9 protein-coding genes and 1 pseudogene are annotated in these 14,236 nt (G+C 43.6%); 6 read left to right on the top strand and 4 right to left on the bottom strand.

The window, feature by feature from the left end; all coding sequences use genetic code 11:
* Positions 1-126: 126 nt before the first annotated feature.
* On the bottom strand, positions 127-2,559 hold the full coding sequence (locus AB4585_RS10075; protein ID WP_372055648.1) for a response regulator: 2,433 nt from the start codon (positions 2,557-2,559) through the stop codon (positions 127-129).
* Between the two features lie 88 nt (positions 2,560-2,647).
* Between AB4585_RS10075 and AB4585_RS10080 the strand changes: the two genes are divergently transcribed.
* Positions 2,648-3,406: an ABC transporter substrate-binding protein gene (locus AB4585_RS10080; protein ID WP_136974558.1), complete on the top strand. Its 759-nt coding sequence runs from the start codon at positions 2,648-2,650 to the stop codon at positions 3,404-3,406.
* A 174-nt stretch (positions 3,407-3,580) separates the two neighbouring features.
* On the opposite strand, the gene AB4585_RS10085 is transcribed toward AB4585_RS10080, so the two are convergent.
* Positions 3,581-4,141, bottom strand: coding sequence for an NADAR family protein (locus AB4585_RS10085; protein ID WP_372154608.1), 561 nt, complete (start codon positions 4,139-4,141; stop codon positions 3,581-3,583).
* Positions 4,142-4,330: 189 nt separating this feature from the next.
* The gene (locus tag AB4585_RS10090) at positions 4,331-4,525 is read right to left on the bottom strand and encodes a hypothetical protein (RefSeq protein ID WP_017061218.1); all 195 of its coding nucleotides are present in this window, start codon (positions 4,523-4,525) and stop codon (positions 4,331-4,333) included.
* Positions 4,526-4,743: 218 nt separating this feature from the next.
* Between AB4585_RS10090 and AB4585_RS10095 the strand changes: the two are divergent.
* Together AB4585_RS10095 and AB4585_RS10100 are read left to right on the top strand one after the other, a co-directional pair.
* Positions 4,744-5,598, top strand: a pseudogene (locus AB4585_RS10095) (ABC transporter ATP-binding protein); the annotation flags it as partial.
* Complete coding sequence (locus AB4585_RS10100; RefSeq protein WP_372154609.1) at positions 5,595-6,113, top strand: transcriptional regulator; 519 nt, start codon at positions 5,595-5,597, stop codon at positions 6,111-6,113. The pseudogene AB4585_RS10095 and the gene AB4585_RS10100, both read left to right, overlap by 4 nt.
* A 380-nt stretch (positions 6,114-6,493) precedes the next feature.
* On the opposite strand, the gene AB4585_RS10105 is transcribed toward AB4585_RS10100, so the two are convergent.
* On the bottom strand, positions 6,494-8,473 hold the full coding sequence (locus tag AB4585_RS10105) for a replication initiator protein RctB domain-containing protein (RefSeq protein WP_017071247.1): 1,980 nt from the start codon (positions 8,471-8,473) through the stop codon (positions 6,494-6,496).
* Positions 8,474-9,734: 1,261 nt separating this feature from the next.
* Here AB4585_RS10105 and AB4585_RS10110 point away from each other — a divergent pair.
* The 3 genes from AB4585_RS10110 to AB4585_RS10120 all read left to right on the top strand — a co-directional run bounded on the left by AB4585_RS10110 (position 9,735) and on the right by AB4585_RS10120 (position 14,119).
* Positions 9,735-10,952, top strand: a complete 1,218-nt coding sequence (locus AB4585_RS10110; protein ID WP_017061213.1) for a ParA family protein — start codon at positions 9,735-9,737, stop codon at positions 10,950-10,952.
* Between the two features lie 5 nt (positions 10,953-10,957).
* Positions 10,958-11,932, top strand: a complete 975-nt coding sequence (locus AB4585_RS10115) for a ParB/RepB/Spo0J family partition protein (RefSeq protein ID WP_017065141.1) — start codon at positions 10,958-10,960, stop codon at positions 11,930-11,932.
* A gap of 93 nt (positions 11,933-12,025) precedes the next feature.
* Entirely contained in the window at positions 12,026-14,119 is a 2,094-nt protein-coding gene (locus tag AB4585_RS10120; protein ID WP_372154610.1) for a GNAT family N-acetyltransferase, read from the top strand.
* Positions 14,120-14,236: the final 117 nt, after the last annotated feature.

The following is a 14,236-nucleotide window of genomic DNA, read 5'->3' on the forward strand; positions in this document are numbered from 1 at the left end:
GTGGTCTTTTCAGGCCACCTTTATCATTTCTTTCACACGATACTTCAAATATAACCAACGGCATAAAAGACTATGTCTAATTCGCCTCATTACTCTTTTAATGAAAGTAAGATTAGAGATACTCAACTAAACAATTTGCTGCTCATGTTCTTTGTTTGATTCCGTCTCTTTCGACAAGAAACTCGCTACGATCTCTCTCAGTTTGCCTTGGTTAACCGGTTTAGGTAAAAACTCATCCATGCCTACATCGAAGCACAAATGCTTGTCTCGCTGCACGACGTTGGCCGTCAGCGCAATGATTGGAATATGCTTTGCAGCCCCTTCTTCGAGCGCTCGGATCTGCTTGGTCGCTTCGAAGCCATCGAGAACCGGCATCTGACAATCCATAAAAATCATCTCGTATTCGTTGGCTTTGAATTTCTCGACACCAATTTCACCGTTGTCGGCAATATCAACCTCAAAGCCAAGCTTCTTGAGCATCATCTTGGCGACTTGTTGGTTTACTCGCGAGTCTTCAACAACTAAAACTGTACCACTAAATTCTCCGGCAACTGCGACAGGTTTTGACTCTGCTTGAATTGGAGCTTGTTTATCGGCTGGTGTGGCGTTTACAGAGACAATGGGAGCATCTTTAACAACCGCTGCAGGTTTACTTAACGGCACAGGTTCATTGTCTTTAAACGCAACCTCTCCTCTGTTCGGATAGGTAAAGACTGAAGTATCAGCCGCTCTCGCGAGTACCTCACTGATGGTCCATTTAAGCTGATTATCTTGGTAAGGACGCGCAATGTAGGCAACAAAACCGACTTGTTTAGCACGAGCTTCATCTTGCTTTCTAGGGTCAGCAGAGATCATCACTAACTTGGGACACTCGCTACCAAAGCGTTCAACTAAGCTTCTCGCCAGTTGAAAGCCATCAACGGACGGCATTACTTTGTCTATCAGAACGAGATCATAAGGTGATGACTTAGCCACAGACTCTGAAACCAACTCTAACGCTTGGTTTGCCGTTTCACAGCACTCAGACTTAACGCCAAAGGATTGAAGCTGTGTAGACGTTATACGCATGTTCAGCTGGCTATCATCCACAAGCAGAACCGAAACCTTATTGAAATCGATATTGCTTTCATCGGCTTCTAAACACGGGTCAAAGTCAGCCGTAAAATAGAAGGTACTGCCTTTACCTTCAACACTGGTGAGTTCAAGCTTGCTGCCCATCAATGTCACTATCTTCTCGCATATTGTTAGACCAAGCCCTGTGCCTCCATAAATACGTGTGGTACTGCCGTCGGCTTGTTGAAACTTATCGAACACCGATTTCTGTTTGTCTTCTGCAATACCGATACCGCTGTCGACAACCTCGAACCTCACTCTGAGTTTTTGCTCAGGCTCAACCACCTCTTCCAAACGAAGCGAGAGCGTGACGTGGCCATGCTCGGTAAATTTAATCGCGTTGCCTACTAAGTTATTTAGGACTTGTCTTAGTTGAGTACCGTCGCCAATCACCATGGTTGGGATCTTAGGGTCGATCGCTAATTGGAATCGAAGCCCTTTCTGTTCGGCTTTCACTCGAAAGGTTGATTCAACGTCGGCCGCAATGCCCATCATTTTCATCGGCTCTTGCTGAAGCTCTAGTCGCCCCGCTTCGATCTTCGAGTAATCGAGAATGTCGTTGATTAAGTCGAGCAACGTAAGCGAAGAGGTGTTGAGCATGTTGATGTACTCTTTTTGCTCTTTCGGCATATCCATTTCAGAGAGCAAAGACGACAACCCGATAATCCCATTCATTGGTGTACGGATTTCGTGACTCATATTGGCAAGGAATTCACTTTTATTACGGTTGGCCACCTCAGCAACATCTTTAGCTTTTTCCAGCTCTTGATATTGTTGACGAATACGTTCTACCGATCGGTTATAGCTACTCTCTAGAGTCGATATCTCATCTTTGTAAGTAGAGTGAGTTGGCGTTATAAAGCGCGGTTTGTTGTCTTCGACCTGTTGTTGGTTGATTTGGGAAGACATAGTCATCAAACGTTTTACGACAAGACGATAGACGATGGTTAAACATACGAGAGACAACAAGAAGATTTTAACGGCTTCGAAGGCGAGCAACAATAACACTCGTTCTTCAAAGTCATCTAGGATCATGCTCAAGTCTGATTGCACCGTGAGCGTCGCCAACGGGAAGTCTGTGCCGCCCATCTGGTGCACCATTTCCCAAGACTGAGAATAAGATTGGCCTTCGGTCTTTTGACCTAACTCTAGAATTTTTTCATCGGGACTTTCGATAAGAAGGTAACTGACCGAAGGGAGGCGAGAGATGCCTTCGGCTTGCACAAACAATTGCTCTCGATCTTCAACCCACAAACTTGCCGTTAAACCAGAAAGGTAGCCAGCCTTGACCTGCTCGATCTGAGAGCTGATAAAAGAAACTCGACTTTGGTACTCTACATACAACCCGAGACCTGTCACTATAACTGTGAATAAGGTACTGATCGCTATTATCATCCCGATCAACTGTCGGGAGAGTCCAACGTAGCGTTTTCCTTTTGTCACCATACACAAATTACCATTATTGTTATCCTAGCAAACTACAATTACTCAACTAGTATAATAGTAGTCATTCATCAAATAACTAGGGAAGGTTATGAAAAAACATCTTATCGTTGCATCCATAGTCAGTTTGTTTTCAAGCAGTTATGCTTCTGCAAGCGAACCTCTTCACTACTACATTATTGCGAGCCAAGCGCAACCTTTTCAAATCGAAACTGACGGGTCATCTCACAGAGGAATTGTTTCAGATATTGTGGAAGCCGTGTTTGATGACAGCCAATATGAGATCAACTACCACACCTACCCTTTTAATCGAATGATCGACAAGCTCGATGCGAGAGAGAATCCAAACTGGGTTACCTATGGCAGCCCTAGTTGGGGGAATATTCAATCTGCGAACCTATCTGAAGACCCGATTTACAATGTAAAACACGTATTACTCAGCAGCGGTAAAAAGCCATTTGAGTTCAATACAATCGATGATCTCGATGGGAAAGCCGTGGTATTGCTGAAAGGATTTGAGTATCCGAACTTGGAACCTTATATCCAACAGGGCAAGCTCAACGAGATTCGAGTAAAAGATTACACTGCTGCGTTTCGTGTCCTGAACCGAGCACCTGGCGACACCGTGTTTGTGGAAATGGAATCACGAATCAAATACAACCTAAACGAGCAAAAACTGAGTATTGATGATTACCAGATGCATGAGTTTGGTTCTGTCATCAATAACTACCCTATCCATTTGGCGTTTGACCCTGAGATGGATCCTAAGCTGCAAAGCTTCATCAACCAACGCCTAGACCAAATGAAAGACGATGGACAGCTTGACGACATCGTACAGAGTTACTTATAGCACCAGCGTAACGTAGAACTTATCAACGCATAGCTTAGTCACGTACGTTAACTCTCGTTGATGCCTGACTCTCTAAAACCGAAAAGGCCGCCCTGCTTCATACTAGATAGCAGGGCGGCCTTTTAAATGCGTCTAAGGAGTAATGATAAGCATGCCGCTATCTGAATCGACGAATCAGTGCGAAGCAATTAAATGCAGTTGCTGAGTGCGAAGCTGGTGACGCACTGCCATCAGAATCTTACCCAAATGGTTCTCGCCGGTTCCATCGCCGCCATCGCCCCAGAAGTGGTCTTTGTGCGAATGTTCTTTGATCACCGAATCTCCGGTATTGGTAAGAAACAGCGCAAACTGTGGATTCTGTCTGAACTTCTCGGTGACGATGAACTGCATCACTTCAACACGAATGTCATACCAATCTTCGCGAACTTGGTCTTCGTAGTCACGACTTAAAGAGAACGCTTCAGCAGGTGTACTGGCTTCCAAAATGGTATTACGTAGCGCTTCGGAGGCAAACTTCATCGCTTGATAATAATGTTCGCTGGTTGCCCAAACTTGATCACCTACCTTGATAGGACAAGCGGCAAAATTTGACAGGTATCCGTTCGGATCTTCGGGTTCGTAAAACAGCACTTCTTTAGCTTGAGCCACAGAATTAGACATACCCTTCTCCTTACCAACGACATCGCATATTTTTGCTTTAACTTTAAAATTAGTGGCGTTGAATATGACTGTCAAACAACTTAGTTCAAGAGTATGCCATGTGCGTGTTTTTCATCTGAAAAGCGTAATATCACAAGGGATAGGATAAACGGAACAGTGAGCCAAAGAATCAAGGAGTTGATTAAATCTGGATAGGAAACATGAAAAAACACTTATAAATCAAAGGGTGGCGTTGTGCCACCCTTCTAAATGCAATGGGGATTATTAGTGAATAAGACCTAGCTCCCTCGCTTCTTCCAGACTCAAACCGCTTTCTCTAATTTCTCTTAGAGTCTCGATACGACGACGAGCTTCAGCAGACTTCATTTTCTTTTCTGGTTTGAAAGATACTTCTTCTTCAGCATCCCACTTGTTTGCAATATTTGTCATTTCATCATGGTTGATAGAATTAATGGACATGTTTTCCTCCGAAAAGCACCATGTAATGGACAGGTAATCTGTAGCAAATGCTTTTTCGCTTGTTAAGAAATTCTGTACTGAAGTGTGATGATTCCGACGCTTCACAAAGCTAATTAATAAATGCCTCATTTAAACTTTGCCAAAGCCATTTTCTGCAATTATATTTAAAAGATTCCCCATAAGAAATGTGGTTTGATCCAACTCTCATTTTCCCCTCTTTCAATGCAATCAAATCCGTTAGCTTTCACATAGGCTAAGGCGAGATTTTCGGCTTAGCCGGAGAATCTGGCTGCGGGAAAAGCACCTGCGCACGATTGATGACCAAGGTTTACCCTGCGACAGAGGGAGAGATACTGTTCAAAGGCAGAGACATCTCTACTCTGAAAAGCCGTAAAGATATCTTGGATTATCGCAGCCGTGTGCAAATGGTTTTTCAAGACCCCTTTGGTTCACTCAATCCCACTCACACTATTGATCACCATTTAACGCGCCCACTTAAGATCCATAAACAGGTAGCCACTAAACAGGCTCTCACAGAGCGCCTCAAAGAGTTATTAGCGCTGGTGGAGTTACCCATCGAAACGCTAGCCAAATACCCGCACGAGCTCAGTGGGGGCCAAAGACAGAGGGTTAACCTAGCCAGAGCACTGGCCGTTGGCGCTGAGGTTATTCTTGCTGACGAACCCACCTCGATGTTGGACGTTTCGATTCGACTTGGCGTGTTGAACTTGATGCAAAAAATGAAGAAAGAGTTAGGCATAGGCTTTTTGTACATAACCCACGACCTTGCCACGGCACATTACATCGCTGAAGAGACGGCGGTGATGTACAAAGGGCAGATCGTCGAGTGGGGATCAACCCAGTCGATCTTGACCAATCCACAACACCCGTACACTAAGTTGTTGATCTCTGCGGTACCAGATCCCGATCTGCCATTTGGCGAACTCGTCAAAAATGAGCCAAACTATTCAATAGACGCTGATCGTATTCGAGAGCAGAGCAGTGAAATACAGCATGAAATCAAACAAGTTTCTGATAATCACTTTGTAAAACAGTGGGATAACGTTGCATGAATGAACTAGACACTTGGTTAGAGCGGATCGGAGATTGGTACAAAGACCGAAAGCATGATCAAGTGGACCGGTTAGAACCTTTGATCTTAACGCCTCCAGATGCGCTCTGGGGGCCATTGATCACGGATGAGCAGAGCAAAGGCATCGCATGTTGGCTAGACGGATGCCTGAGAATCTTTACTTTCTATCGCCACCTCGCGGATTCATCGAATCCGGACTTGGCTTCGCAGGAGGCCAACAGCTCAAGCCATCAAGATAAAGCCTACCAATACCTAATGTTTGCCTACAGTAAGATGCAAGCGGTGTCATGTGACCCAAAATCAGAAGCAGGATTGCAAGAGTGGTGTACACAGCGGCTACAACACTTGTGTGTATTGGCTTTGGAGTTTACGAACCAACAGCAAGAACCACGTTGGAAAGCAGAGTCTGAAAAATTGATCGAGTCGCATGTACGCTTTATGGCAACCCATCCCCGAAACGATGATCAAGGAATTATTCAACGCCATCTCCACTGATCAAGCCCTTCTCGATCAAGCATCAAATCAGAATCTCACCAGAGCTAGATCCGTAGAAAGCATGATCGAGCCTTGATCATGCTTCGGCGTTTAACTCTGTAAGCTATTGAATTTTAATGATTGACTGAATTTTAGGCAAAAAAAAGCGAGTCCCTTGGGAACTCGCAAAAATCTATTCAGTATGATGTAACAAAATATGAGCCAATCTATTAATCATAAGAAAGGACAAAGGTTGTCTATTCGGGATAAATAATAATCAACTAGATGCGCTACTTTGTCATCACTTTGTCAGCGTTAGGTGCGATTTTAATCAGCACCTAATGTGTTCAAAACTATCCATTCAGCGGCGGTAAAACAGGCTTATCGCGATAGGATAATGACTAGTGGCCAATCGCCATTTCATCGAGCGCAAGGAACACATTTTCGTCTAAATGACCTTCATGAACTTGTTTACACACTTTACGACGCACCGCTAAACCAGAGATCAAACGTTCAATGGACAGATGTCGATTGCTGGTGCTATCTCGGTCGTTATATAGCTCAATCAAGCGACTCAGTGTTTCGTATGGGATAACGTCCTCCCCTACTCTCAACCAATCAAGCTTCTCAATGAGCTCTGAGCACTCTTCTTTGATTGAGGCATGTGAGTGCCCTGTCATAGCAGATAAAGCCGTTATGCTGCGTTCTAGAGCCTCTGCAGAGGTATATTTAGAGAGAGTAATCATGATCTCGTCAGCGTTGATCTCAACAGAGTGTTTACGCTGCTTAACTCGACGTCCCAATTTGCCTCTTGGCGACGGTGCTTTACGCTGAATGGGTTCAAACTCACCATCGATAATCTCAGACAGCTCTTCCAGTTTCTGCTTAGACACCATTTCGTTACGAAGTGGGTTCGGCAGCGTTGGTGCCATATTACGCTTACCTGCGTTAGTGGTACGCGCTCTTGAGTAACGTAATACTTCTTCCACATTACATTTGATATCTACCTGATAATCGGTCGTTTTCCCTTTTTCGATCAACGCGGTGATCGTCAAGTGATAACCCCATAGATTAACCAGGAAGGTATCTTCTTGATCCCCGACTTCACCCAATTTTCTGAGCTCGCGGATCAGATCCATCGAGAAACGACGCCAATCGATGTTACGCGCCAATTTCTGGTTGAGCTCACTGAGCAACATGCTATCTGAATGGCGACGTGCCATGCGGCTTCTAAAGTACGAATACATTTGGAAGACCAAGGTATGTTGCTTCAGGATTTCTGGCGGAAATAGGAAGAAATAGTCACGCGTCAGCAGCTCTTCGTAGAACGAAGGCTCCCAAACCAGGATGTATAGGTTCGGTTTAATGCGAATTTCGCCGTCAGAGCCTTCTGTAGGCGCTTCTTCCGATGCGGTAATGGTTCTAGCTAAGAATCGGAAACGATCACTCTTAAAGCCTTCTGGCATGTTCTCACTAAGCCAACGGCCTGTAAGCTCGTGCAGTTGGAAATCCGTGAATTCGATACGATCAATACTGTCGCGGATAGAATCACGTGCAGGGCCGCTGTCTTTCTTGCCACGTAAAGACAAAATATCAGTGATGTAGAGTGGTGTTTTGTTTGGCGTGTGTTTCGCGTCTAGATGGTAATCATCTTGGTGATGATCATGATATTGAACGGTGAGAGTGAATAACGCGAATAACGTCATCAGATCGTCAACGGTCATGATATTTTTAGAAGATCGTGTCTCGATCACAGCTCGAGTGCCAGAGATCGAAACCATGGATTTCTGGTAGCTCTTACGAGTTCTAGGTGGCGCTAACGCTTGATCAATAATCCCCGCCCAATTGGTTGGCGAAACAATGAATTGATCCGCTTCATCTTTCATCGTTGGTGGGGTATTCAACCCATGTTCATTCAGTAAGCGCTTGTTTACTTTGGTTTGAGCTAGGGCTTTAGAGCGCTTTTGCTTTTCATTTTGCTTCACGCTTTCTGTCACTAAGCTGGTGGCACCCAGCACCGATATCAATTGGTTTGGGTTCACAAAGCGATGCAACATGGTTTTACCAGCAAGGCCTTCTTCAAAGCGAACGGGGATTTGTTTGAACAATCCGATATTAACTGCAGCTCTCAGCCTTTGCTGTAAGGCTGCGCGAGTGACTTGACCATCGGTTGATTCAATAATCTCAGTGGTGGAAACGTACCCGTCTTTACTGCTAAACCCACGAAGTGAAATTAGGTTAAGAAGCTCAACTATGCTTTTGGTGACACCTTTGAAGTGTTGATATTGTTCTATCCATTCAACGGCTGTTTCAGATACCTCAAATAAATGACCATCTTTGTGGCTTCGTGCCTTAATTAACAATTTCTCTTCTGGTTTCATTTTTGATCCGTATCACACTAACCGTAATTTCACTATAGTTCCTGAATGATAAAGAAAGAATGATCATAAATAAAGAGAATTTATTGGCTTTTAAATAACTGATCTTTTTGATTAATATGATCTTAAATGATTAAGTGATCTAATGATCTGGACGTAACTTTGCTTATAAGTGGCTGAATTTAAAGCATTAAAATAAATCGCCTTGGAAAGCATGATCATAAAGGTTCCGAAACTATGATCATTAAACTTAAGAAAGCATGATCACAGAACATCAGAACGATGATCATTAAGTCATTGTAAGCATGATCATTATCGGTTCGAAAGCATGATCATTATACTTATACAGCTTATCCACAGATCGGAATTCAACATCGGTTTCTAAGTCGCTTTTGACTTGTCTAAGTGGACACTTGTGGTGGCCAATCTATCGGAACAATGATCAAGAGAGCATACTTTTTTATCGTTCCTACCCTATTGAGTGCAAAATTTAGTCTGTATCCGGCGGAAATGGATTGCTTTGATGTATTTAGAGCGGGTGGGTCTTAACTAGGAAGCATGATCATGAAATTGTCATGTTTGTGTATTCTTGGTCTGTGTCGATTGAATTTTCAATCATTGAGCCCTTATAGGCGTTGAATCCCCATTCCAAAAGCATTTGTCCGTAACTTAGTTCATAAATTACATGCTTCCGGAACTATGTTTACTTGATCATTTTTCCGGAGGTTGATCATTTTCAATGTGCAGTTGTTCGGATCAATATTGCTCAGTTTACGCCTTGATCATGCTTCATAATTTGGCGTTATCAATTATCTTACACTGGATGTGCTCCATGATCATTCTTCCGGTTAGGTTCCAATCCTCTGTTGTTTTTTGACACCCCATCTTCTCTTCTGTTTTGAATTTTTTGGTCATTGAGTGTTTTTTAATTTTTATTGGATTGAAAATCTATAAATTCGAATGCAAATCACACCAACCGTAATCTACGGTTGTATTTCAATCGTTCCGAAGGTTTTTCGTTGAAATTCCATTTACATTGTAAATAAGTGATGCTGTAACATTTAAAATGTAGACTAGAAATAGCATGGTTATACATGATAGAAACAGTCATTTTTGTGTTTGTCTAAGGCGATGTTTCATCAAATTGTAAAAACGCGGTCTATTTTATGTGATTTTACTCATAAATGTATGTTCATGTTTTTGTTGTGTTTGTTGTTAATCGCTGTACAATTTTGTACTTAGTTAATCATTACGGAAACTGGCAATGAAAAGAGAACAAACGATTGATAAGCTTTATCAGCTAGCCGAACAAACTCAACAAGTTCAGGCTGACCGAATTGAGATTATTTTGGAAGAGCGAAGTGATGAACATTTCCCTCCAATGTCTAAAGCTATGATGGAGACTCGTTCTGGTTTAACGCGTCGTAAGCTCGATGAAGCGATCACTAAACTTGAAGCTGATGGCCATCAGTTCACAAAGAACAACGCTAATCATTACTCGATTTCATTGACAGAAGCTCACATGTTGATGGACGCGGCAGAAGTGCCGAAGTTCCATGAACGTAAGCAGCACGCTGACAATAAGCCATGGATTATCAACGTACAAAACCAGAAGGGTGGTACGGGTAAATCAATGACAGCAGTTCACTTAGCCGCTTGTTTGTCTCTGAATTTGGATAAGCGCTACCGTATCTGTCTGATTGACTTGGACCCACAGGGCTCTTTGCGTCTGTTCCTAAATCCACAAATTAGTGGGGCAGAGCACGACAGCATCTATTCTGCCGTCGATATCATGTTGGACAACGTGCCTGAAGGCCAAGATGTCGATCTAGAGTTTCTTCGTAAGAACGTACTATTGCCAACTCAGTATCCAAACCTGAAGACAATTTCTGCTTTCCCAGAAGATGCGATGTTTAACGCTGAAGCGTGGCAAAGCCTTTCACAAGATCAGTCACTTGATATTGTTCGTCTGTTAAAAGAGAAGCTTATCGACAAAATCGCCGATGACTTCGATGTGATTATGATTGATACCGGCCCGCACGTTGACCCTCTAGTATGGAATGCAATGTACGCGTCGAACGCACTTCTGATTCCATGTGCAGCTAAGCGTTTGGATTGGGCTTCAACGGTTAACTTCTTCCAGCACTTACCAACGGTTTACGAAATGTTCCCGGATGACTGGAAAGGGCTCGAATTTGTTCGTCTAATGCCAACCATGTTTGAAGACGACAACAAGAAACAGGTGTCAGTTCTGACTGAAATGAACTACCTGTTGAATGACCAAGTAATGATGGCAACCATTCCAAGAAGCCGTGCTTTTGAAACCTGTGCCGACACTTACAGCACGGTTTTCGATCTAACGGTGAGCGACTTTGAGGGCGGTAAGAAAACTCTAGCTGTTGCTCAAGACGCAGTACAAAAAAGTGCTCTAGAATTAGAGCGCGTATTACATAGCAACTGGCCTTCACTTAATCAGGGATAACAACAATGGCAATTAAAACATCTGACTTAAATGCAAAGCTATTTGGTAAAGCAAACAAACGTCGCGTAGCAACACCACAAGAAGCGCAAACAGCGGCAAAAGAGCAGGCTCAAGTGATTGAGCTTTCTGTTGCTGGCGAAGATTTGGTTTCATTTGAATTGGTTCGAATTCCTGCGGCTGAAGTGGCTACTCGAACGGTTGTTTTTGAAGAGAACGCTCGTGAGCAATCTTTCTTAAACGAGCATGCGCTTTCTGATGTTCTTACAACATTGAAAGAACGTGGTCAGCAATACCCAGCAGTTGGTCGTAAGAACAAAGACGGTAAGATTGAAGTTCTTGATGGTAGCCGTCGTCGTATGTCATGTATTTTGGCTGACAAAGAGTTCCTAATCTATGTTGCTGAAAACATTAACGGCGAACACGCTAAATTCCTATCAGACGTAGCTAACGCTCATAAACCGCTTTCTCTTTATGAGAAGGGCAAAGAGATGCAAGCGAAGCTAGATAAAGGCGAAGCTGAAGACCAGAAAGCACTGGCGAAAATGTTCCAGTGCAGTGAAGCTTTGGTGAGTGGTGCATTGAAAGCAGCCGCTTTACCACTTGAATTGCTACAAGCTTACCCAAATGTGAGCGACCTTGGTCGTCCAACCATTGTTAAACTACACAAGCAGTTTGGTGGATTGACGAGTGAACAGCAGCAAACACTGCTGACTAAGTGTGATGCTTCTGAAGGTTTTGTATGGCAGCGTAGCGAAGCTCAAGGCGTAACTCGTCTAACCAAAGACGTGACAGAAACTTTGGAAGGTTGGATTCTTGAATTGGCGCCAGCGCCAGCGAAGAAAGCTTCTCCAAAAGTTGAGCTTATTAAGGGCCGCGCATCATACAGCCGCAAGGGTTCAAACTTGGCGTTGAACCTTAAGAAAGTTGATGATGCAACAATGGAAGAAATCCTCGCCTTCGTTCAATCGAAGCTCGACTAAGTCGACGACTTTTCATTACTCCTCTAAAGCCGCTTAATGCGGCTTTTTATTTGGCTGTGATAAACTGTGTTTAGATGAATCTGGACGCTAACTATGACAAACCCAACCAACACTTTTCTGCATACACTTTCTAATATTGCTCAACATAACGATCACCGTTACGGCGTGGTCTTTGATGGCGAATTTGATTGGCAAAACTCAGCTGTTTTTACTTTCCTTCAAGACTCACACAGTCCGAGCATCTTCCAGATTGGCGGTACGCCATTTGAAGGTGTGATTCATGCTCCAGTAAAAAAAGGCCAACAACTGCTTGGTCGTGAGTGCCAAGTTCTTGTTTGTGATTTTAGAGAGCAGTTCGATGCGAATGGTTTTAGTGCCGCGTTGGGTTCGTTAGTTGGTGGTGGGTTGTTGTTGGTGTTGCCGCCAAAAGTTAATGCCTCTGAAGATAGTGAAAGCTTTGGCCAACGTTGGTTAAAACGTCATTTCGATAAACTGATTTCTGTTTCACAACACAATGAAGCCGGCGATGTAGTTCAAGCAACTCACGCTCTTCCTCAGATGCAAAGCGCCCAAAACGGATTGGATAAATTTGAACAGCAAAACACGGCTGTTGAATTAGTCAAAAAAGTGGTGTCTGGACATCGTAAACGTCCTTTGATTCTCACTGCGGATAGAGGGCGTGGTAAAAGCTCGACATTGGGTATTGCCGCAGCGCAGCTGTTAGTTGAGCGTCACGGTTTTAATATTATTGTTACTGCACCTTCAGTGAAAGCGGTAGAGCCGGTATTTTCTCATGCTGGCCAAGGGTTAGAATCTTGCGAAGTGGTCAACGCTACTCACATTCGCCATCAAGGGGGAAGTTTGAGATTCGTCGCGCCAGATGAATTACTTAAATCCAAGCCCGATTGTGACCTTCTATTTGTTGACGAAGCGGCTACAATTCCAATTCCGATGCTTAAATCCATGGTCGACATCTATCACCGTATGGTTTTTTCGACCACGGTACACGGTTACGAAGGCAGTGGACGAGGGTTCGGTATTAAGTTTGAGTCTTGGCTTTCTGAGCATCGTCCGGGGTGGAAAGGCTTTAAGCTCGAACAACCGATTCGTTGGAATAACAAAGATCCGCTAGAGGATTGGTTGTTTGATTGCTTTCTACTTGGTAATGACGCATCAGTCACTGAATCGGCGGTTGATGAACTCGATGGCTTTTCTGCTGACGCAATCAAAAAATTAAACTTAGTCGAGTTATCAAAAGCAGAATGCTTGGCTAATCCTGAGCAGCTACAACAATGTTTTTCTCTTCTTGTGGATGCGCACTATCAGACCTCGCCTAATGACTTAATGCAGTTTCTCAACAATCCAGCAATCCGTTTATACGCCGCTTGGCAGCAAGGTGAATGTTTAGGTTGTATGTTGGTGACGGAAGAGGGTGGTTTGGACAGCGAGTTGATTACTCAAATTCAACTTGGAAAACGCAGGCCTCAAGGTCACCTTGCCCCTGTATTACTGGCAAACCAATTTGGCTGTACTCAGGCGGCGACCAGTCGGTGCCTTCGAGTTATGCGCATTGCTGTTTCAGCACGTCATCAAGGTTTGGGTATTGGCCGTTGGATGTTGGCTCAGTTATCACAGCAAACCAGCCAAGCAGATTATCTGGCGACAAGCTTTGGCGCGACCAGCGAATTGATTTCTTTTTGGCGTGGTAGTGAATTTGAAGCTGTGCACATCGGCCACCAGCGAGATCAGGCCAGTGGCTGTCACTCGGTTCTGATGGTTAAGGCGCTTAACTCAAACTCTCAAGGCTGGATAAACCAAGTTCAAAATCACTTCGAGCGTAGCTACTGTTTTCTTGTTTCAGGTTCTTTGGTTTCACTTGAAACCGATATGGTGCGAGCACTGCTGCCAAAGAGTGTTCACACCGTTAGTGAGTTTGAAACTCAGTTAGTTAGAAATTACGTGAACGGTGGCAACAGTTATGATGCGATCAGCTTCAGCGTACTGAACTTGATTCTACTCAGTAACGATCGAAACATAGGTATTTCTGACTTACTCATCGCAAAGGTTGTTCAGCAGAAAGAGTGGGGGACTTTTGTTGAACAGTTTAATCTTGTTGGTCGTAAACAAGCAGAGATTCAGTTTCGTAAAGATGTCGATGCTCTGTTAGCAAATTTACAGTGTAAATAGGCTAGCCATCATTTAAATATACTGACCGCAACAAATTAGATTTACAGTGTAAATTAGAATATTGGATTTACACTGTAAACTGAAGCTCCATATTGAAACCCGTTTTTACCCTGATTA

It is taken from the genome of Vibrio sp. 10N.222.49.C9, assembly GCF_041474985.1.
Taxonomy (GTDB): Bacteria; Pseudomonadota; Gammaproteobacteria; order Enterobacterales; family Vibrionaceae; genus Vibrio; species Vibrio crassostreae_C.